The following is a 19,839-nucleotide window of genomic DNA, read 5'->3' as shown; positions in this document are numbered from 1 at the left end:
AGGAGAGCCCTGATGTCGTCCGTCTCATCCCCGGTTGCCGTGCCCCGCATGACGTCAAGCCTGCTGCCGCTCGAGATCGCCCTGTTCTGCCTGCTGTGGAGCTTCGCCTTCGCCGCCGGCAAGATCGGCGTGACCTATTGCCCGCCGCTGCTGCTGCTCGCGGCGCGGTTCTCGCTCGCCGGTGTCCTCATCCTGGTGGTCCCGGCGATCCGCGGCGAGCTGCGGATGAGCTGGCGCGACGCCGCGGTGTTTGCGATCATCGGCATCGCCAACAACGCGCTCTATCTCGGCCTCGGCTATACCGGGCTGCAGACGGTGTCGGCGGGGCTCGGCGGTCTGATCGTCTCGGCCAATCCGGTGTTCACGGCGGTGTTCGCAGCACTGCTGCTGGGCGAGCCGCTGACCCTGCGCAAGGTCGCGGGCCTCGCGCTCGGCACGATCGGCGTTGCCATGATCGTCTGGCACCGCATGTCGGTCGGCACCGACCAGCTCGAAGGCATCCTCTACACTCTGGCGGCGCTGGCCTCGATCGTCACCGGCACCATCCTGTTCAAGCAGCTGGCGCCGCAGGGCAGCCTGTGGGTCGGCAACGGCATCCAGAACCTCTCCGCCGGCGTCGTGCTGTGGCCGGTCGCGCTCTCGATCTCCAGCGTCCACGACGTCGTGCCGAATGCGCAACTGGCCGGCGCGTTCGCCTTTCTGGTGCTGGGCGGCTCGATCCTGGCCTATGTGCTCTGGTTCCATCTGCTGAAGGTCTGTGGCGCGACCGCGGCCAGCGCCTATCACTTCGTGATGCCGCCGCTGGCGATGATCTTCGCCTTCCTGGTGCTCGGCGAGCACGTCGCGCTGCAGGATCTGTTCGGCGTCGTGCCGGTCGTGCTCGGGATCTATCTGGTGACACGGGCGCCGGCCCGGACAATGGGAGCACAATCATGAGCGTTGCGATCACCCTGATCGGCGGTCCGACCGCCTTGATCGAAATCGACGGCTTCCGCCTGCTGACCGATCCGACCTTTGACGGCCCCGGCACATATCAGCTGCCGCACGTCACCTTGGAGAAGCTCTCGCGGCCGGCGCTGACGGCTGATGCGATCGGCGACGTCGATGCGGTGCTGCTCAGCCATGATCAGCATTCCGACAATCTCGATCATGGCGGACGGGCCTTCCTCACCCGCGCGCCGCGCGTGCTGACCACCGAGATCGGCGCAACGCGGCTCGGTGCCAATGCCGAAGGTCTCGCGCCCTGGCGCGAAACCGAGCTGACGAAGGATGGGCAATCGCTGAAGGTGACGGCGACGCCGGCGCGCCATGGTCCGGCCGGCATCGAGCCGCTCGCAGGCGATGTCATCGGCTTCGTGCTGCAGCCCGACGGAGGTGCGCCGATCTATATCAGCGGCGACACTGTGTTCTACGACGGCGTCGCCGAGGTGGCGCGGCGCTTCAATGCGGGAATCGTGCTGCCGTTCGCCGGCGCGGCGCAGACGCGCGGGCCGTTCCATCTGACGATGGACACCAACGATACAATCGAGACGGCGCGCGTCTTTGCCGACGCTGTCATCGTGCCCGTCCACACCGATGGCTGGGCCCATTTCCGCCAGAGCGCGCAGGATCTGCGCAACACCTTCGATGCGCTCGGGTTCGGCGCGCGGCTGCAGCTGCTCGAGCCGGGTGTGAGGACGGTGATCGACAGATAAGCTCGATGACCGCGGATCGACTAATCCCTTCGGAACACGATCGAGGCCATCCAGCCCGTCATCAGCGCCATCGCAGCCGTGACCAGGCCATAGACGAAGCCGTTCTGCCGCGCGTTGGTCGCGACGAACTGCTCGAAGCCGACCTTGACGATCTCGAACGCGGTCTCGGTCTTGGTGACGAGCGCGCCGTCCGCGAGCAGCTTGATCTCGATCTCATAGGTGCCGATCGGCACCGCCGCGGGCAGCGGAATGCCGGTGCGGAACAGGGTCGGCGTCAGGAAGGTCACCGCGGACGTGTCCTCGCGGTACAGCCCATGCTGCGACTGCAGCCGCACGAAGGCGCTGCGGAAGACATCGTTCGGCACCACGTCGGCATAATCGGGCCCGACACGCTGGGTCAGCAGCACGTTGGTGAGGCCGAGTTGCTGCCGCCGCTGCACCTCGGGCGCGGCTATCGCATCGAACGGCCGGTTGGCGAACAGCGCGAGATAGCCCGGCACCTTCAGGAACTGGCGCGAGTCGGTGTTGATCCAGATGCCGAACCTGCGCTCCTTGCGCCGGGTCACCATGTCGGCGCGCGGCCCCCGCACGGTGACCACGAGATCATAGGCGGTGCGGCCCGGCGGCGTCTGCGCGTCCCTCTCGACCGAGCCGAACAGCACCAGTTCCTCGCCGGAATAGTTCGGCGTCACCGTGACGCGATGATTGGAGACGGAGGCGATCAGGCGTTCGGCGCGCGCCGATGCCGCGTCCGCCAGCAGGAGCAGCAATGCCAGGCCGGCGAGGCGGAACGGCCTCATTGGCTGCCTCCGGTCTCACGCACCGTGAACAGGTCGTCAGGCTTGATCACGAGCTCGATGGCGAAGCGGATGCCGACGGCGAGGATCAGCAGGCCGAGCAGCAGCCGCAGCTGTTCGCCGCGGATCATCTGCCCGGCGCGGGCGCCGAACTGCGCCCCGGTGACGCCACCGACCATCAGGATCAGCGCCAGGACGGCATCGACCAGATGATTGCTCAGCGCGTGCAGCATGGTCGCGATCATCATCGTGGCAAGCGTCAGCACCATCGAGGTGCCGATCACGGTCGAGGTCGGAACGCGCAGCAGATAGATCAGCAGCGGCACCAGGATGAAGCCGCCGCCGATGCCCATGACGGCGCCGAGAAAGCCGATCAGGAGGCCGATGCCGATCACGGGGATGACGGAGACGTAGATCTTGGAGCGCTTGAACCGCATCTTCAGCGGCAGGCCATGCACCCAGACGTGGCTGCCCGGCCGCCGCACCGTGGCGGCGGCGCCGCGCTGCGCGCGCAGGATGGCGCTCAGGCCTTCCCAGAACATGACGCCGCCGACGCTGGTCAGCAGCGCCACGTACGACAGCGCGATCATCAGATCGAGCTGGCCGAGCGAGCGCAACAAAGTGAAGGTCGCGACGCCGAGCGCGGTCCCGAGCGTGCCGCCGATCATCAGCACCAGCGCGAGCGAGGGATCGATCGCGCGCCGCCGCCAATACGAGAGCGCGCCCGAGAAGGAGGAGGCGGCGATGTGGCTGGAGACCGAGGCGACCGCGACCGCCGGCGTGATGCCGACGAAGATCAGCAGCGGCGTCATCAGGAAGCCGCCGCCGATGCCGAACATGCCGGAGACGAACCCGACCGCAGCCCCCATGGCCAGCAGCAGGAAGATGTTGACCGGGAGATCGGCGATCGGGAGGTAGATCTGCATCCGCGCGGCCCTGCGAGTTCAACCGGAGCATCCCGCGCATGCGAAGCAGGTGCCAGGGTCCTGCATAACCGAAAACGGGCGCGAATGGATCAGGGATTCCCTGCCCAGCCATCGAGATTCGAAGGTGCGTCTCGCCGGCGCGATCGGTCACCTCGCCGCGAGCGGCGCCGTGACGAGCTTCATCGATTCGGCTTCCCTCGGCTCCAGCCAGCGGATGTCGCGAGTCTCGGACATGGCTTCGATGACCTGGGACGAGACGCCCATGCGGGTCATGTAGCCGAGGATCGCGCCCGTCACGCGCTGGGTATCGGCGACGGCGTCCTCGCCCTGGGCCGCCGAGGTGAACCGGTGCACCCCGAGCGCCGATCCGTCGAGGCCATAGCGGATCTGGCCGCCGGCGAAGGCAAAGACGCAGGCGCTGGCGCAGCCGGAAGCGCGGATGCGGCCGGCATCGTCGACCGCCCCGACTGTCGTCGCGAGGCCGTGCGCACGGATGATGTCGCCCATGATCACGCCCTGGTCGAGATTGCCGCCCGGCGAGGACAGCAGGATCACGTCGCCGGGCTTCAGATAGGCCTCGTCGATCCGTTCGCGCAGCCAGCCGGCCGCCGCCGGGCCGATGCGGCCGCTGACGGCGAGCACGGTGCGCCTGTCGCGAAGCCCCGGAATTGCGGCATCGGCGATCACCGTCGACGACAGGCTCGGCGAGACGTACTGATCCTTCCAGAACGACCAGGCGTCCGGGCGCGACATGTCCCGATAGGCGCGAATGCCGGTGCCGAGCACGATCGCGACGAAGAAGACGACCGAGGCCAGCCGCCGCCATCTGAACGCCGCCGGATAGCCGTCGGTCACCTGCGGGGCGCGCGAAGGAGGTGCGGCGGTGACGTCCGCCGGTCTCTTTGGCGCGATCCGGGGGCCGGTGGGCGATTGTCGAAACGGCCGGCCACCGTGCTGGCCTTCGTCGGATGTCACGTCAGTTCACTCCCTCCACGCCGCAGGCCGTCGGGCGCCGCCGATGATCTGCATCGTATGGGTGCACGAGACTATGGCGCGCAAGTGCCCGCCGCCAGGAGGGGGCGTGGAGATGTCGCGCCGCTGCGGCCCGCAGTTCAGAGCAGGGCGTGGCCGCCTGGTGTGGCGAGGTCAGCGCGGTGCTGTCACCGCGGCCCGCTTGGCCAGTGCCGCCTTGGCGGCTGCGGCCTTGGCGATCGCCTGCGCGCCATCCCAGCCGCCGGCCGGCGTCGGCACGTTGATGGCGTCATCGGGCTGCGGTTCGACCGTGAAGGTCTGGATCGCGAGCTTGGCCGCCGCCAGCGACTGTGCATCGAGCCGCTTGGCGACGTCGTCGCGCTTGCGCCCGGCGTCGGCATCGCCCTGCGCTGCGGCCAGGGTGAACCATTTGTAGGATTCGGCAAGGTTCTGCTCGACGCCGATGCCGCGGGCATAGAGGATGCCGAGGTTGAACTGGCTGTCGGCAACGCCGCGCTCGGCCGCCTTGCGGAACCATTGCGACGCGCTCTTGTAGTTCGCTCCCTTGCCGCCGCCGTCGGCATCGAGCACGGCGAGGTTATGCATCGCCTTGGCATTGCCGCGCTCGGCGGCGACGACGTAATAGCGGCGCGCGACGTCGGCATCCTTCTTCACGCCGAGGCCCTTCTCGTAAAAGGTGCCGAGACGGAACACGGCTGGAATGAGCCCGGCCTGGGCCGCGCGGTCATACCATTTCGCGGCCTCCTCGTAGTTCGCCGCGATGCCCTTGCCCTCGGCAAAGCGCACGCCGATCTCGTAGGCCGCGGTCGGATCGCCCTTGAGGGCCGCATTGCGCAGCCCCATTCCGCCGATCGCATCCGGCAGCTTCTCGGACGCCGGCACCTGGACGAGGCCGAGCTTCTGGCCGTTGGCGGCGGTCGGGATCGTGCCGGTGACGTCGCCCGCGGCGGCCTGCTTCTCGGTGTCCTGCGGGATCGCAAGCATCGCGATCGTCTCCGACTCCGTCGGCATCGACCTGTTGTAGGACTGCCGATCGATCGGCGTCGGCGATGTCAGGGAGGGCACGTTCTGGTCCGGTGTGGCCGGCCGCGGCGACAGGCTGGGGGAGGCCGACGGCATTTGCGCGCGCGGCGCCTCGCTTTGGCTTTCCATCGGCGAGACGGGCGGGGGCGTGCTGCCGGTGTCGAGCAGCGACATCGCGAATTTGAAGGTGCCGAGCACGATCACCACGACGCTGGCGCCGACCAGCAGCGAGCGGATCTTCGAGCCGATGGTCGAGACCTCTTCGTCGCCCTCGGACGTCAGGGAGGCCGTCGGCTTCTCCTTGATCTTGGCCTTCGCCGGCTCCTTGGGAGCCTCCTTGGCGACATCCTTCGGCGGCTCCTTGGCCTTCTCCTTCGGCTTGTCCTTCTTGGCCTTCTTGGCGTCGACCGGTTGAGCCGCGGCGGCCGCCTGCGCCGCGCGCCGGGCGGCGGCGATGAAGCTCGACGTCGAGACGGGCTCGCGCTTGCCGGCCGGAAGCTCGCTCAGGGCATCCTCGGACGCCGCGATCCGCTCCGCGGGAGACGCGGTCCGGCCGGGCGGGCGGGTGCCCGGCTCCAGCGGATGATCCGGCGGCAGTTCGGGAACGATCGCGGCCGGACGGGCCGCCTGGGCCGCGTGCGGCTCCAGGATGTCTGCAATGGCCTTGGGCGGGATCGGCGGCGGCAAGGGAGCCGCCTGCGCCGCTGCAGCGTGGAAGTCGCGCGGGGCGGCTGCGAAGGCCGACGGCGGCGCTGCCGGGGAAGTCATGGGGACGGCGGCCTGCGCCGCCGCGGGGTTCGGCAGCTCCGGCCGATAGGAGGGTTCGGCCCTGGCCGGTTCGGCAAAGGCCTGCGGCACCGGCGCGCGAGCGGCCGGCATCGGCGGCTCGATCGGCGGGGCCAGCGGCGGCAGCGCAGCCGGTTGGCTGGTCGTCGCGCGCACGTTGCGCAGGTCGCCCTCGATCATGGCGAGGCGGTCGACGACGTGACCGAGCGTGTTGTGAACCGCCTCCAGCGAATCCTGGGTGTTGCGGTCGGTCTCGGTCTGGCTGAAACGGATGTCGGACAGCTCGCGCTTGACCATGTCGATCAGGCCGCCGTCCTGCGTGGACTCGCGCTGCGACCGGCTTTCGGCCAGCGCCGCAAAGGTCGCCTGCTGCCGCTCGAGATAGCGCAGGATGTCCTGCAGCCCGTCCTCGACGCGGGTCATGTTGCCGCCGCGCGGGTCGTTGGTGGCTTCGAGCCGCTCCAGCAGGTAGCCGATCCGCTGTTCCAGATGGGTGATCGCCGACGAGCCGTCATTGCCGACCTGCAGACGGTCGATGCGGTCGGACAGGCCGCGCAGGGCGTCTTCGATCTGGGCGGAGTTGTCGGGCGCAGCGACGGGGCGCTCCCGGCTCTCCAGGGTCGAGGTCAGCGCGGCGATGCGTTGTTCGAGCGCCGCAAACGAATCGTGGAACGAGTCGTGGCTGTCGCGCGCCTGCGTGACCTGGTCGACCTTCGAGGACAATTGCCGCAGATCGCCCGACAGCCGCTCCAGCGCGTCGTTGGACGCGACATTGGCCACGATGGTGCGCAACGCGGCGATGGCGCTCTCGAGCTGCTGAACCGTGCCGGGATCGTCATTGGCGCGCAGGATCAGATCCAGCTTGGCGCCGAGATTGCGAATGGCCTCGTCGTAGACGGCGAGCTGCTCGGCCGGCTTGAGCGCGCCGACGACCTCGCGAATGTCGGTGAGCGCGCGTTCGATGCCGGCCAGCGCCTGGCCATCGACGCCGCTCTGGCGGTTCTCGTCGATGCGGCGCGACAGCGAGCGGATCTCGTTCTCGATCGATTCGATCGCGCGTCGCGGCATCGCCTCGGTGATGGTGAGGCGAATCTCGGCGAGTTCGGTACGGAAGCCGGCAATCGACTGCTCGATTCCGTCCTCGGGGCGATGCAGCGCCTCGATCTGGCTGGTGATCTTGAGCAGATGCCGTTCGAGCAGCGAAAAATCGGGACCGGGCGCAGGCGCCGGCGGCGGCGGCGTCATCAGCGGAGCGGATGCGGGCGCCATCGCGGGCGCCGTCGGCGGCGCCTGATACGGCGGCAGCGAGCGGGCATTATCGAGTTCGCTCTGGCGGGCGCTGATCTCGGCCACGGCGACGTCGAAGGAGCCGGCGCTGAGCGGTTGCGCGGGACGATAGAGCTGGGCGGCGGCGCGCTCGACGCCGTCGGGACCGCGATAGTGGTCCTCGGTGCCGGGCTTGCGCATCGGTGTCGAGATCTGCGACAGGCGGGCGTCGAGCCGCGAGATGGCGTCGTTGAGCTGGCGGGCGACGCCCTGCTCGTCGCGTGGCGCGTCCTTGCGCGTTCCGGGACGCGACATGTGCTCGATCTGACGGGCGATGGAATCGAGCCGCTGATGAATGTCGGCGACTTCGCGGGCATCGCGATGGACCGGCGGCGCGCTGCGCGGTGCGGGGCTGCCGCGGAAATCCGGCGGGGCTGACGCGCCGAGCGTGGAATTGATCCAGTCGTTCAGCGTCATTCCCGCGCGTTGCGCCGCGGCCTCGGCCCTCTCGCGGACGGACGGGTCGATGCCTTCATTACTCCACGGTACACGCGAATTCATGTCTCGTCCGGTTCCGCTTCCGGCGCTCCACCAAGCGCCTCCAGCCTCCCCGCGCGTCCCGAAGCGAGCATGATCGGAATCCGCGCAGATCGCCTGCCACTGGTCCCGACTTTTGACTTTTACAGTAAATAACGGGTTAAGTTTACCGTCGAAGCGGTCAGAAGTTTTGCGGCACTATCAAGCGGCGCGCATCAGCCCGCATTTTCCCGTGGCGATGGATCGAGCGGCTGTACATTGCCGGGAGACGAGATGGCCGACAATGCAGTGATCGCCTCCTCGCACCATTCCGCGACCATGCGCTCATGACGCAGCCCGAGACGCAGGTTGAGCAGCTTGCCGAGGTCGGCCGGCGATGCCGTCTCGTCGGGAAAGCGCTTCTTGAGGATGCGGTCGTAGCGCTCGGCGCGATCACGATGATGCTCCAGCCGCGCCATCAGGTCGGCGCGCAGCGGCGCGATGTCGGTGGCACCCAGCGCGTAGAGGCGGACCAGGAGGTCGTCCTTGGTCGAGGCCGGCACGCTTGGCCGCGCGGCCCAGTTCCGGAACGCGGCGCGGCCTTCCGCCGTCAGGGTATAGACGAGCTTGTTCGGCTTGCCGGTCTGCACCACCTCGCGGCCCTGGATGTAGCCACGGTCGCGCAGCCGCGACAGCTCGCGATAGATCTGCTGGTGGTCGGTCTTCCAGAAGAAGCCGATCGAGGAGTCGAAGGTCTTGGCGAGCTCGTAGCCCGTCATCGGATGTTCGGTGAGACAAGCGAGGATGGCGTCGCCAAGGGCCATGGCCGGAAACTTCTCCCGTTTTTCTGATCGGCGTCTGCCCCGATGCACGCTTGACATTATGCACATTGGCGCATATGCGTCAATGTGCATATGGGGTGGTTGTGGTGCTGACCTGTCCCGCCCGAGGAGACGCCCAATGACAATGACCGGCCTCGACGGATGGTACGGCTATATGAGGTCTCACGATCATGGCGCACTTTGGGAGCTGCTGCATCCCGACGCCGTGTTCGAAAGTCCCGTCGTGCATACGCCGCAGCGCGGCCGCGACATCACGTTCAAATATCTCGCGAGTGCTGAGAAAGTCTTAGGCGGCCCGGGATTCAAGTATGTCCGCGAGTGGCGCAACGCCACGGGGGCCGTGCTCGAATTCGAGAACGAGATCGAGGGCATCCGGCTCAACGGTGTCGACATCATCAGCTTCGATCACGCCGGGCTGATCACTCACTTCAAGGTGATGGTGCGGCCGCTCAAGGCGATCAATCTGCTGCACCGCCTGATGGAGGAGCAACTGGCCGCCATGAGCAAACCGTCGTGACGCGACCACCAGCCGCAAACTAACGGCTGCCGCAAGCCCGGAGAAATCGCTACAGTCCGCGGCCACATGATTGCCGCGTCCGAGAAACGTCCCGTCTGAAACTTCAGCCTTCCTGCCGGAGACTCCGATGCCGATCTACAAAGCCCCCGTGGAAGATGTCACCTTCCTGCTCAACGACGTGTTCCAGATCGACCGCTACGACAATCTGCCCGGCTTCTCCGATGCCTCGGCCGACGTTCGCGAGGCCATCATCAGCGAAGCCGCCAAGCTCGCCGAAGAGGTGCTGCAGCCGCTCAATCGCGTGGGCGATCTCGAAGGCTGCAAGCGCCATGACGACAGCAGCGTGACCACGCCGAAGGGCTTCAAGGAGGCCTACAAGCAACTGACGGAAGGCGGCTGGCTCGGCCTGTCGGCACCGACGGAATATGGCGGGCAGGGCCTGCCGGTGACGCTGAGCCAGACCGTCAACGAATTCCAGTGCTCGGCCAACATGGCGTTTGCGATGTATGGTGGCCTCACCATGGGCGCGACCGCCGCGCTGATCGTGCATGGCAGCGAGGAGCAGAAGAAGACCTACGTGCCGAAGATGGTGGCCGGCGAGTGGACCGGCACCATGAACCTGACCGAGCCGCATTGCGGCACCGATCTCGGCCTCTTGCGCACCAAGGCGGTGCGCCAGGACGACGGCAGCTTCAGGATCTCCGGCACCAAGATCTTCATCTCGGCCGGCGAGCACGACCTGGCCCCCAACATCATCCATCTCGTGCTTGCCCGCATCGAGGGCGCGCCGGCCGGCATCAAGGGCGTGTCGCTGTTCGTGGTGCCCAAGTTCCTCGTGCAGCCGGATGGCACCGTCGGTCCGCGTAATGGCGTCAGCTGCGGCTCGATCGAGCACAAGATGGGCATCCACGGCAACTCGACCTGTGTGATGAACTACGACAACGCCACCGGCTGGCTGATCGGCGAAGAGAACAAGGGCATGCAGGGCATGTTCGTGATGATGAACGAGGCCCGGCTCGGCGTCGCCGTGCAGGGCCTCGCGCAATCCGAGGTCGCCTATCAGAACGCGGCCGCCTATGCGCGCGAGCGCATCCAGGGCCGCTCGCTGACCGGCGCCAAGGCGCCGGACAAGGCGGCCGATCCGATCATCGTGCATCCCGACGTGCGCCGCACGCTGCTGTCGATCCGCGCCTTCAACGAGGCGGCGCGCGCGATGGTGGTGTGGACCTCGCTGAAGAGCGACGTCGCCCATCGCTCGCAGGACCCGAAGGACCGCCAGGCGGCCGACGACCACATGGGCCTGATGACCCCGGTCATGAAGGGCTACATGACCGACATGGGCTTCGCCAACGCCGTCCAGGCGCAGCAGATGTATGGCGGCCACGGCTACATCGCCGAATGGGGCATGGAGCAGTTCGTTCGCGATGCGCGCATCGCCATGATCTACGAAGGCGCCAACGGCATCCAGGCGCTGGATCTCGTCGGCCGCAAGCTGCCGCGCGACGGCGGCCGTGCCGTGATGGCGTTGTTCAACGAGGTCGGCTCCTTCGCCAAGGAGCATGGCGGCAGTGAGGAGATGAAGCCGTTCATCACGCCGCTGTCGACCGCGCTCGGCCATCTGCAGCAGGCCACGACGTGGCTGATGCAGAACGCGATGACCAAGCCGGACAATGCGGGTGCTGCCGCGACCGACTACATGCATCTCTTCGCGCTGGTCACCTTCGGCTACATGTGGGCGAAGATGGCCAAGGTGGCGCAGGACAAGATTGCGGCCGGCGACAGCTCGACCTATCTCACCACCAAGCTGGTGACCGGCCGCTTCTTCATGGAGCGCGTGATCCCTGAGACCGCCGCGCATCTCGCCCGCCTGCAGGCCGGCTGCGCGACCGTGATGGAATTGCCGGCGGAAGCCTTCTGAGGACGAGACGACAGCCGGTGCTGTTCGTGCGCCGGCTGTCGTCGTCACTGCCAACAAGAACCAGACCAGATGAGGAGGGCGTGATGCCTGAGGCCTTTATCTACGACCACGTGCGTACTCCCCGCGGCCGCGGCAAGGCCGACGGCGCGCTGCATGAGGTGACCGCGCTCGCGCTCGCCACCGTTCCCTTGAAGGCGCTCAAGGACCGCAACAACATCCCCGAGGACGCCGTCGATGACGTCGTGCTCGGTGTGGTCGATCCCGTCGGCGAGGCCGGCTCCGACATCGCGCGCTTCGCGGCGCTGAACGCAGGCCTCGGCGAGGCCGTCCCCGGCATCCAGATCAGCCGCTTCTGCGCCTCGGGCCTGGATGCCGTGAACTTCGCCGCCGCGCAGATCATGAGCGGCCAGCATGAGCTCGTCATCGGCGGCGGCGCGGAATCGATGAGCCGCGTCGGCATCGGCGCCTCCGGCGGCGCCTGGCCGATGGACCCCTCGATGGCGGTGCCGTCCTACTTCATGCCGCAGGGCATCTCGGCCGATCTGATCGCCACCAAATACGGCTTCTCGCGCGACGACGTCGACGCCTATGCCGTGCAGAGCCAGCAGCGCGCCGCGAAGTCCTGGGAGGAGGGCCGTTTCGACAAGTCGGTCGTGCCCGTCAAGGACATCAACGGCCTGACCATCCTCGCCAAGGACGAGCACATGCGGCCGTCGACGACGATGCAGTCGCTGGCGCAACTGCAGCCGTCCTTTGCGGCGATGGCGCAGATGGGCGGCTTCGATGCGGTGGCGATCCAGTCGCATCCGGAAATCGAGCGCGTCAACTACGTGCACCACGCCGGCAACTCCTCAGGTATCGTCGACGGCGCCGGCGCGGTGCTGCTCGGCAGCAAGGAGGCCGGCGCGAAATACGGCATGAAAGCCCGCGCCAGGATCCGCGCCTTCGCCAATATCGGCTCGGAGCCGGCGATGATGCTGACCGGCCCGGTCGACGTCACCGAGAAGCTGTTCGAGCGCTCCGGCATGAAGAAATCGGACATCGACCTGTTCGAGCTCAACGAGGCCTTTGCCTCGGTCGTGCTGCGCTACATGCAGGCGTTCGAGATCGACAAGGACAAGATCAACGTCAATGGCGGCGCCATCGCGCTCGGCCACCCGCTCGGCGCCACCGGCGCGATGATCCTTGGCACCGTGCTCGACGAATTGGAGCGCACCGGCAAGGCCACGGCTTTGGTCACGCTGTGCATCGGCGGCGGCATGGGCACCGCGACGATTATCGAGCGGGTATAATTGCCGTAGGGCGGGTTAGCCGAAGGCGTAACCCGCCGTGTTGCGAGAATCGGTGGGTTACGCTGCGCTAACCCACCCTACGAATACAGGACAACGCCGCGCCGATCGGCTGCCGGCACCGAGGGAGATCAATATGGCCTTCAAGAACTTCAAACTCGAAACCGATGCGGACGGCATTGCGCTGATCACCTGGGACATTCCCGGACGTTCGATGAACGTGCTCGACGAGACCTCGGCGATCGAGCTCGAGACGCTCGTCAAGGACACCACCGCTGACGCTGCCATCAAGGGCGTCGTCGTCACCTCGGCCAAGGAGGCGTTCTGCGCCGGCGCCGATCTGTCGATGCTCGAGGGCATGAATCGAACCTATGCCGAGCTGCTGAAGAGCAAGGGCGACGAAGCCGCCAACCAGATGCTGTTCGACAACAGCCGGCGCTTCTCGCAGATCTACCGGGCGATGGAAACCTCGGGCAAGCCGTGGGTCGCGGCGATCAATGGCCTCGCACTCGGCGGCGGCTTCGAGCTGACGCTCGCCTGTCATCATCGCGTCGCGGCCGAGAATCCAAAGACCCGCCTCGGCCTGCCCGAGATCAAGGTCGGCCTGTTCCCCGGCGCCGGCGGCACCCAGCGCGTGCCGCGCATCGTGCAGCCACAGGACGCGATGAACCTGCTGCTGAAGGGCGAGGCGTTGACGCTCGACAAGGCCAAGGCGCTCAAGCTGGTCGATGCGATCGTGCCGGCCGCGGATCTCATCAAGGCCGCGAAGGACTGGATCAAGGGCGGCGGCAAGGCCGTCGCGCCGTGGGACGAGAAGGGCTTCAAGCTGCCCGGCGGCCCGGTGTTCTCCAAGAACGGCATGATGATGTTCCCGGCGGGCAACGCCATCTATCGCCGCGAGACCTACGACAATTATCCGGCCGCGCGCGCCATCATGAGCTGCGTGTATGAGGGCCTGCAGCTGCCGATCGACGCCGCGCTGCGCGTCGAATCGCGCTACTTCACCAAGATCCTGCGCTCGAAGGAAGCGGCCGCGATGATCCGCAGCCTGTTCCTGTCGATGCAGGAACTGAACAAGGGCGCACGCCGCCCCGCCGAGGTGCCGGCAACCAAGATCAAGAAGATCGCCGTCATCGGCGCCGGCTTCATGGGCGCATCCGTCGGCTACGTCTCGGCCCGCGGCGGACTCGAGGTCGTGCTGATCGACCGCGACCAGGAGAGCGCCGACAAGGGCCGGGCGCATGCGCAGAGCGTGATCGACGGCCTGGTCAAGAAGGGCCGCGCCAAGCCGGGCGAGGCCGAGGCGATCATGGGCCGCATCACGGCGACCGCCGACTACGCGGTGCTCAGGGATTGCGACCTCGTCATCGAGGCCGTGTTCGAGGACCGCAAGGTCAAGGCCGAGACCTACGCCAAGGCGCAAGCCTATCTGAAGGACGGCGCGATCTTCGCCTCCAACACCTCAACCCTGCCGATCACTTCGCTGGCCGAGGAGTTCAAGGACCAGGGCCGCTTCATCGGCATCCACTTCTTCTCGCCGGTCGAGAAGATGATGCTGGTCGAGATCATCATGGGCAAGGCCACCGGCGACGTCGCGCTGGCGACCGCGCTCGACTATGTCCGCACCATCGGCAAGACGCCGATCGTGGTCAACGATTCCCGCGGCTTCTTCGCCAACCGCTGCGTGATGCGCTACATCGCGGAAGGAAACGAGATGTTCCTCGAAGGCGTGCCGCCGGCGATGATCGAGAACGCCGCCAAGATGGCCGGCATGCCGGTCGGCCCGCTGTCGCTGTCCGACGAGGTTGCACTCGATCTCGGCCTCAAGATCATGAAGGCGACCGAGCACGATCTCGGACCCAACGCGATCAACCAGGACCACAAGAAGCTGATGGTCGAACTGGTCGAGAAGCAGGGCCGCTTCGGCCGCAAGAACGCCAAGGGCTTCTATGACTATCCCGAGAAGGGCAAGGGTCAGAAGAGCCTGTGGCCGGATCTTGCCAAGCTGCAGCCGAAGCACCTCGATCCCGATACGCTCGATGTCGAGGAGCTGAAGCAGCGCTTCCTGGTGGTACAGGCGGTGGAGGCCGCGCGCACCGTCGAGGACCACGTCATCACCGACGTGCGCGAGGCCGATGTCGGCTCCATCCTCGGCTTCGGCTTCGCGCCGTTCACCGGCGGCACGCTGTCCTACATCGACTTCATGGGTACGAAGACATTCGTCGAGCTGTGCCACAAGTACACGGCGAAGTACGGCTCGCGCTTCACCCCGCCGAAGCTGCTGGAGGAAATGGCCGCCAAGAACGAAACCTTCTACGGCCGCTTCCCGCCGAAGAAGGCCGCGGCCTAAGCTGTGATCCCTGGCGAGCCCTCGTGACGCTCACGCGGGGGCTTGCCGAGATGCCGCAGACGCCCGCTATCTTGGGGTCGTCTTTTCCGGTCTGTCGCGCTATATTGGGGTCATGGCCGACACGATCGACATCGCCAAGCTGACAAAAAAGGAACGGCTCGATCTCATTGGCGAGCTGTGGGACAGCTTGGCGCCCGAAGACGTCAGTCTGACTCCTGCTCAGGAGGCGGAACTTGCCCGCCGCATGGTGACCTTCGAAGCCGATGTACAAGGAGCCATGTCCTGGGACGAGGTCGAGGTCGAGCTGAATAAGCGGCGCTGATGGGATGCCGCAGGTTTTCTTGACGGCCGCCGCGCGTGGTGATCTCGAAGACGCTCTGGCCTGGTACGAAGCGCACGCGCCCGAGATCGTTTCCTCTTTCCGCGAGGCGCTGCGAGTTACCGTCTTGAGGATCGGTGATAACCCCAAACAATTCCCCGCCTCGCCCTATCGAACGCGGCGGGCGCTGCTCCGGCGCTTTCCATATCTGCTCATCTTTCGGGAGACCGGCGCGGTCGTATACGTCGTGGCCGTCTTTCACACGAGCCGCAATCCGCAGGTGTGGCAAAGCCGTACTTCTTGAGATCCATCCGCTAAGATGACGATCCCTCTGCCAGAGAACAGAGGGATCGCATCGCCTGCACTGTTCAAGTCTTCGAGGACGCCGAGACAGGCCTCACCCCGCCTTCATCAGCCCTTCCTTCGTCAGCGCCTCCTGCACCTTCGGCCGCGCGGCGACACGGTTCTTGTAGGCCGCCAGATTCGGCATCGCCGACAGGTCGAACTTCATCCGGTCCGCCCAGGTCAGGATGGTGAACAAATAGCCGTCGGCCACGGTGAACTGCTCGCCCATCAGGTAATCGCGCCCGGCGAGCTGGCCGTCGATATATTTGAACTTGCCCATCACGCGGTCCTTGAAGAACGCCTTGGCGTCGTCGGCCAGCGCCGGCGAGAACATCGAGCCGAAATTCCTGTGCAGCTCCGAGGTGATGAAGTTCAGCCACTCCAACAGCTTGTAGCGCTCGCCGCTGTCGCGGGCCGGGGCGAGGTTCTTGACCGAAGCCTGGTCGGCGATCATCTGGACGATGACCGGGCCTTCGGTCACGGTTTCGCCGCTCGGCAGTCCTAGCGCCGGCACTTGGCCCCCGGATTGACCTCGAGATAATCGTCGCCATTTTCCGAGGTCTTGGCGCGCAAATCGGCCTTGACGAGCTCGTAGGGCAGGGCGGCCTCGAGCAGGGCGATGCGGGGTGAGAGCGAGCAGGCGCCGGGTGAATAATAAAGCTTCATCTTGTATTCCCGCCGTGAGACCGTCGTTGTGGGTGGAACCGATCGGCGGGCCAAACGCGGTCGTTGCATGCATTTGCATGGAATCGTCGAGATTGATGCAGCTGCATCGAATGCGCTAGAACGGGGACCCCTGAGGACACGAGCCGGCCCATGAGACGCAAACCATCGACCGAGGCGACCGCCGCCTGGATCCGCCTGATGCGGGTCCAGAGCCGGGTGCTCGACTGTGTCGAGCAGGAGCTGAAGAAGGCCGGTTTTCCGCCGCTCGCCTGGTATGATGCGCTTCTGGAGCTGTCCCGGGCGCCGTCGGGTGAGCTGCGTCCGGTCGAGCTCGAACGGCAGATGCTGATACCGCAATATTCTACCTCCCGGCTGATCGACCGGCTCGTCGACGAAGGTCTGGTCGTCAGGCGCGAATGCAAGATGGACAAGCGGGGCCAGTTCGTCGAGATCACCGAGGCCGGGCGCGAGCTGCAGAAGCGGATGTGGTCGGCCTATTCGGCCGCCATCGAGAAGCATGTCGGCTCCAAGCTGTCGGATACCGACGCCGCCAAGCTCTGCGCGCTGCTCGACCGGCTCGGCTGTTCCTGCGGTCAGGCGGTCCCATTGTCTGCCGGAGAGGGCGCGTCGACCCGATGAAGCATCCGTTCCCATTCACATCCGCGGCCCCCTCGGGGCCGCGGCCTTTCCTGTCACCACGCGCGACCCTCGAAGCGCTTCTGAACCGAGACTCCCATGGCGCGTGACCAGATCGATATGACCCCGCTGCAGTCGCGCGACGAGCTGGTGGCGTGGCTTGCGGCCGGCGTGAAGCCGCCATCCGCCTTTCGCATCGGCACCGAGCACGAGAAGACGCCGTTCACGCTCGATGGCCACCATCCGGTGCCTTACGAGGGCGCGCGCGGCATCGGCGCGCTGCTCGAAGGCATGAAGCTCCTGCTCGGTTGGGAGCCGATCATGGAGCGCGGTAACATCATCGGGCTCTATGACGTCACCGGCGGCGGCGCGATCTCGCTGGAGCCCGGCGGCCAGTTCGAGCTGTCCGGCGCGCCGGTCGAGACCGTGCACCAGACCCAGAGCGAGCTGATGGCGCATCTGGCCCAGGTGCGCGAGATCGCGACGCCGCTCGGCATCGGCTTTCTCGGGCTCGGCATGACGCCATCCTGGTCGCGCGAACAGATTCCCGTGATGCCCAAGGGCCGCTACAAGATCATGACCGGCTACATGCCGAAGGTCGGCCGCTACGGGCTGGACATGATGTACCGGACCTGCACCGTGCAGACTAATCTCGACTTCTCCTCGGAAGCCGACATGGTCAAGAAGCTCAGGGTCTCGGTCGCGCTGCAGCCGATCGCCACCGCTTTGTTCGCCAATTCGCCGTTCACCGAAGGCAGGCCGAACGGCTATCTGTCGTTCCGCTCCGAGATCTGGCGCGACACCGACAATCAGCGCTCGGGCATGATCCCCTGGGCGTTCGAGGACGGCATGGGCTTCGAGCGCTGGGTCGACTACGCGCTCGACGTACCGATGTATTTCGTCAAGCGCGACGAGACCTATATCGACGTCTCCGGGACCTCGTTCCGCGATTTCTTCGAGGGCAGGAATCCGGCGATGCCGGGTGAGTGTCCGACCCTGTCGGACTGGGCCAATCATCTCTCGACCGCGTTTCCCGAGGTGCGGCTGAAGCGCTATCTCGAAATGCGCGGCGCCGATGGCGTGCCGTGGGGCCGCCTACCGGCGCTGCCGGCCCTCTGGGTCGGCCTGCTCTATGACGACACCAGCCTCGATGCCGCCTGGGATCTGGTCAAGGGCTGGAGCGCCGGCGAGCGTCAGGACCTGCGGGACGACGTGCCGCGGCTGGGCTTCAAGGCCAAGATCCGCGGCCGCTACGTGTTCGAGATCGCCAAGGAATGCCTGACCCTGGCGCACCACGGCCTGCGCCGGCGCGGCCGCATCGACCATCTCGGACGCGACGAAAGCCGCTATCTCGAGCCGCTCGACCAGATCATCGATTGCGGCCGTTCACCGGCCGAGGAGATGCTGGAGAAGTTCAACGGCCCCTGGCGCGGCTCGGTCGAGCCGGCCTACGACGAATACGCATTCTGAGCCACGACGGCCGGGGCCGGGCGTCTTTTGTGGAGCCGAGCCTGCGGTTTGTCGCAGGTTTGGTGAGGTCCTGTGACATGTCCGCCGGGCGGCCGACGCGTGCTTTTTTGTTGCGGTTTGTGTCTCCACCTCCGGACCGGCGCTCGGGCGCCGCTGTCCTGCCTTCAGCGCGGCCCATCCGCCGGGCCCGTTCATCCGCCATACAGGTTCGTGGCGATCAAATGACGGCCCAAGAACAGTGAAGAAAACTCAAGCGTCAACAATGGGTCGGATGTTTCAGCGGCGGCGCGCGGGGCGCTTCATCGGGGCATGGTTGCGGGCATTTGCGTGCCCGCTCGCTGCTGCGTGCCTGCTTGCCGCTGCGTGCCTGATGCCCGTGGCGGCGCAGAGCTATTCCGACCGTCCGGGTGGCGACTACATGAGCGCGCCGATCGCCTCGGGCGATCCGGCCGATTGCGCGCTGCTGTGCGAGCACGACCGGCGCTGCCGCGCCTGGAGCTTCAACTATCCGACGGTCATGGAAGCGGGCGCCGTGTGTTGGCTGAAGAACAGCGTGCCGGCGCGCGTTCCCGACAATTGCTGTGTCTCCGGCGTGCGCGGCTCCGGCGTCGTCGAGATCCGCAACGACGCCGTCGAGACCTCGATCGACCGTCCCGGCGGTGACTATCGCAGCTTCGACATCAAGACCTCCGATCTGAAGGCCAACGACAAGGTCGCGGACAAGGGGGGCGAGAAGAGCAGCGACAAGGCGGCCGACAAGAGCGCGGAGAAATCAGCCGACGCGGAAGAGATCTGCAAGGCCGCCTGCACCGGCGACAACAAATGCCGCGCCTGGACCTTCGCCCGCCCGGGCTATGCCGGCAAGGAGGCGCATTGCTTCCTGAAGAAGGAAATCAAGCCGCCGCGGCGGAGGGCGGGATTCACGTCGGGCGTGGTGCGCTGACCTGTTCAGGCCCTGGGGACGCCAGAATGTTTTTCTCCGCCGCCTCGTAACATTGCATCGGCTGCGCTCGTATTCGAGTTGCGGCGCTGGACGGCTCTGGCCGTCGGCTGCCTGTCGCAACGCAGAGATCGGGGTTTGCCATGACGTATTCGCGCAGGTTCTTCGTCACCGCAGCGCTTGCTGCCACAGTCGCCGTCGGAGGGCTTGGGACGGCATGGGCTGTCGAGACCACGCCCTACTCAGACGCGGCCTTCAAGGCGGCGCAGACCGCCGGCCAGCCGATCCTCATCAAAATCGATGCCAGTTGGTGCCCGACCTGCAAGGCGCAAAAGCCGATCATCGACAAGCTCGCGGCCGAGCCGAAATTCAAGAGCCTGAAGATTTTCCGCGTCGATTTCGACGACATGAAGCCGGTCGTCAAAGCGTTCGGCGCGCAGATGCAGTCGACCCTGATCGCCTTCAAGGGCGCAACCGAGGCCGGACGCTCCGTCGGTGATACCAAGGAAGCCTCGATCGCGGCGCTGCTCGACAAGAGCCTGTAAC

The 19,839-nt window shown here is 66.4% G+C and carries 17 protein-coding genes and 1 pseudogene; 12 read left to right on the top strand and 6 right to left on the bottom strand.

The features are described from left to right. The first annotated feature begins 12 nt into the window (after positions 1–12). Together ACQR1B_RS05010 and ACQR1B_RS05005 are read left to right on the top strand one after the other, a co-directional pair. Positions 13–936 (top strand): DMT family transporter, encoded by a 924-nt coding sequence (locus ACQR1B_RS05010; RefSeq protein WP_434834387.1) that lies wholly within the window; start codon positions 13–15, stop codon positions 934–936. After that, positions 933–1,694, top strand: a complete 762-nt coding sequence (locus ACQR1B_RS05005; RefSeq protein WP_434834388.1) for an MBL fold metallo-hydrolase — start codon at positions 933–935, stop codon at positions 1,692–1,694. Before ACQR1B_RS05010 ends, ACQR1B_RS05005 begins: the two co-directional genes overlap by 4 nt. A gap of 20 nt (positions 1,695–1,714) precedes the next feature. Here ACQR1B_RS05005 and ACQR1B_RS05000 read toward each other — a convergent pair whose 3' ends face one another. From ACQR1B_RS05000 to ACQR1B_RS04980, 5 genes are all read right to left on the bottom strand, one after another. Then, on the bottom strand, positions 1,715–2,494 hold the full coding sequence (locus tag ACQR1B_RS05000; protein WP_434834389.1) for a TIGR02186 family protein: 780 nt from the start codon (positions 2,492–2,494) through the stop codon (positions 1,715–1,717). Then, entirely contained in the window at positions 2,491–3,417 is a 927-nt protein-coding gene (locus ACQR1B_RS04995; RefSeq protein WP_434834390.1) for a sulfite exporter TauE/SafE family protein, read from the bottom strand. The genes ACQR1B_RS05000 and ACQR1B_RS04995 overlap by 4 nt, the downstream gene beginning before the upstream one ends. A gap of 147 nt (positions 3,418–3,564) precedes the next feature. Continuing rightward, positions 3,565–4,392, bottom strand: a complete 828-nt coding sequence (locus ACQR1B_RS04990; protein ID WP_434834391.1) for a hypothetical protein — start codon at positions 4,390–4,392, stop codon at positions 3,565–3,567. A 171-nt stretch (positions 4,393–4,563) separates the two neighbouring features. Continuing rightward, positions 4,564–8,046, bottom strand: coding sequence for a hypothetical protein (locus ACQR1B_RS04985; protein ID WP_434834392.1), 3,483 nt, complete (start codon positions 8,044–8,046; stop codon positions 4,564–4,566). A gap of 191 nt (positions 8,047–8,237) precedes the next feature. Further along, positions 8,238–8,825, bottom strand: coding sequence for a PadR family transcriptional regulator (locus tag ACQR1B_RS04980; RefSeq protein ID WP_434834393.1), 588 nt, complete (start codon positions 8,823–8,825; stop codon positions 8,238–8,240). A 136-nt stretch (positions 8,826–8,961) separates the two neighbouring features. Here ACQR1B_RS04980 and ACQR1B_RS04975 point away from each other — a divergent pair, with 136 nt between their 5' ends. The 6 genes from ACQR1B_RS04975 (at position 8,962) to ACQR1B_RS04950 (ending at position 15,540) form a co-directional block, all read left to right on the top strand. Continuing rightward, complete coding sequence (locus tag ACQR1B_RS04975) at positions 8,962–9,360, top strand: nuclear transport factor 2 family protein (RefSeq protein WP_434834394.1); 399 nt, start codon at positions 8,962–8,964, stop codon at positions 9,358–9,360. 127 nt (positions 9,361–9,487) lie between these two features. Further along, entirely contained in the window at positions 9,488–11,278 is a 1,791-nt protein-coding gene (locus ACQR1B_RS04970; protein ID WP_434834395.1) for an acyl-CoA dehydrogenase C-terminal domain-containing protein, read from the top strand. 83 nt (positions 11,279–11,361) lie between these two features. Next, positions 11,362–12,570 (top strand): acetyl-CoA C-acetyltransferase, encoded by a 1,209-nt coding sequence (locus ACQR1B_RS04965; protein WP_434834396.1) that lies wholly within the window; start codon positions 11,362–11,364, stop codon positions 12,568–12,570. Positions 12,571–12,703: 133 nt separating this feature from the next. Next, positions 12,704–14,917 (top strand): 3-hydroxyacyl-CoA dehydrogenase NAD-binding domain-containing protein, encoded by a 2,214-nt coding sequence (locus ACQR1B_RS04960; RefSeq protein WP_434834397.1) that lies wholly within the window; start codon positions 12,704–12,706, stop codon positions 14,915–14,917. 112 nt (positions 14,918–15,029) lie between these two features. Next, a complete protein-coding gene (locus tag ACQR1B_RS04955) occupies positions 15,030–15,239 on the top strand; it encodes an addiction module protein (RefSeq protein ID WP_434834398.1) in 210 nt (69 codons plus the stop codon). 4 nt (positions 15,240–15,243) lie between these two features. Next, on the top strand, positions 15,244–15,540 hold the full coding sequence (locus ACQR1B_RS04950; protein ID WP_434834399.1) for a type II toxin-antitoxin system RelE/ParE family toxin: 297 nt from the start codon (positions 15,244–15,246) through the stop codon (positions 15,538–15,540). Positions 15,541–15,633: 93 nt separating this feature from the next. Here ACQR1B_RS04950 and gstA read toward each other — a convergent pair. Next, positions 15,634–16,247 (bottom strand): annotated as a pseudogene (gstA, locus tag ACQR1B_RS04945) (glutathione transferase GstA). A 150-nt stretch (positions 16,248–16,397) separates the two neighbouring features. Here gstA and ACQR1B_RS04940 point away from each other — a divergent pair. From ACQR1B_RS04940 to ACQR1B_RS04925, 4 genes are all read left to right on the top strand, one after another. Then, positions 16,398–16,886, top strand: a complete 489-nt coding sequence (locus tag ACQR1B_RS04940; RefSeq protein WP_434834400.1) for a MarR family winged helix-turn-helix transcriptional regulator — start codon at positions 16,398–16,400, stop codon at positions 16,884–16,886. Positions 16,887–16,982: 96 nt separating this feature from the next. Then, complete coding sequence (locus tag ACQR1B_RS04935) at positions 16,983–18,353, top strand: glutamate--cysteine ligase (protein ID WP_434834401.1); 1,371 nt, start codon at positions 16,983–16,985, stop codon at positions 18,351–18,353. Between the two features lie 271 nt (positions 18,354–18,624). After that, positions 18,625–19,296, top strand: a complete 672-nt coding sequence (locus ACQR1B_RS04930; protein ID WP_434834443.1) for a PAN domain-containing protein — start codon at positions 18,625–18,627, stop codon at positions 19,294–19,296. Between the two features lie 140 nt (positions 19,297–19,436). Continuing rightward, complete coding sequence (locus tag ACQR1B_RS04925; protein ID WP_434834402.1) at positions 19,437–19,838, top strand: thioredoxin family protein; 402 nt, start codon at positions 19,437–19,439, stop codon at positions 19,836–19,838. Position 19,839 lies beyond the last annotated feature (1 nt).

The organism is Bradyrhizobium oligotrophicum (genome assembly GCF_051168495.1).
In the GTDB taxonomy this organism is placed as follows: Bacteria; Pseudomonadota; Alphaproteobacteria; order Rhizobiales; family Xanthobacteraceae; genus Bradyrhizobium; species Bradyrhizobium oligotrophicum_A.
The sequence above is the reverse complement of the archived record's forward strand: the minus strand, read 5'-3'. Positions and strand labels throughout refer to the sequence as shown.

Coding starts and splice junctions, on each gene's coding strand:
- ACQR1B_RS05010 (WP_434834387.1), top strand. CDS start 13: ATGTCGTCCGTCTCATCCCCGGTTGCCGTGCCCCGCATGACGTCAAGC.
- ACQR1B_RS05005 (WP_434834388.1), top strand. CDS start 933: ATGAGCGTTGCGATCACCCTGATCGGCGGTCCGACCGCCTTGATCGAA.
- ACQR1B_RS05000 (WP_434834389.1), bottom strand. CDS start 2,494: ATGAGGCCGTTCCGCCTCGCCGGCCTGGCATTGCTGCTCCTGCTGGCG.
- ACQR1B_RS04995 (WP_434834390.1), bottom strand. CDS start 3,417: ATGCAGATCTACCTCCCGATCGCCGATCTCCCGGTCAACATCTTCCTG.
- ACQR1B_RS04985 (WP_434834392.1), bottom strand. CDS start 8,046: ATGAATTCGCGTGTACCGTGGAGTAATGAAGGCATCGACCCGTCCGTC.
- ACQR1B_RS04980 (WP_434834393.1), bottom strand. CDS start 8,825: ATGGCCCTTGGCGACGCCATCCTCGCTTGTCTCACCGAACATCCGATG.
- ACQR1B_RS04975 (WP_434834394.1), top strand. CDS start 8,962: ATGACAATGACCGGCCTCGACGGATGGTACGGCTATATGAGGTCTCAC.
- ACQR1B_RS04970 (WP_434834395.1), top strand. CDS start 9,488: ATGCCGATCTACAAAGCCCCCGTGGAAGATGTCACCTTCCTGCTCAAC.
- ACQR1B_RS04965 (WP_434834396.1), top strand. CDS start 11,362: ATGCCTGAGGCCTTTATCTACGACCACGTGCGTACTCCCCGCGGCCGC.
- ACQR1B_RS04960 (WP_434834397.1), top strand. CDS start 12,704: ATGGCCTTCAAGAACTTCAAACTCGAAACCGATGCGGACGGCATTGCG.
- ACQR1B_RS04955 (WP_434834398.1), top strand. CDS start 15,030: ATGGCCGACACGATCGACATCGCCAAGCTGACAAAAAAGGAACGGCTC.
- ACQR1B_RS04950 (WP_434834399.1), top strand. CDS start 15,244: ATGCCGCAGGTTTTCTTGACGGCCGCCGCGCGTGGTGATCTCGAAGAC.
- ACQR1B_RS04940 (WP_434834400.1), top strand. CDS start 16,398: ATGAGACGCAAACCATCGACCGAGGCGACCGCCGCCTGGATCCGCCTG.
- ACQR1B_RS04935 (WP_434834401.1), top strand. CDS start 16,983: ATGGCGCGTGACCAGATCGATATGACCCCGCTGCAGTCGCGCGACGAG.
- ACQR1B_RS04930 (WP_434834443.1), top strand. CDS start 18,625: ATGTTTCAGCGGCGGCGCGCGGGGCGCTTCATCGGGGCATGGTTGCGG.
- ACQR1B_RS04925 (WP_434834402.1), top strand. CDS start 19,437: ATGACGTATTCGCGCAGGTTCTTCGTCACCGCAGCGCTTGCTGCCACA.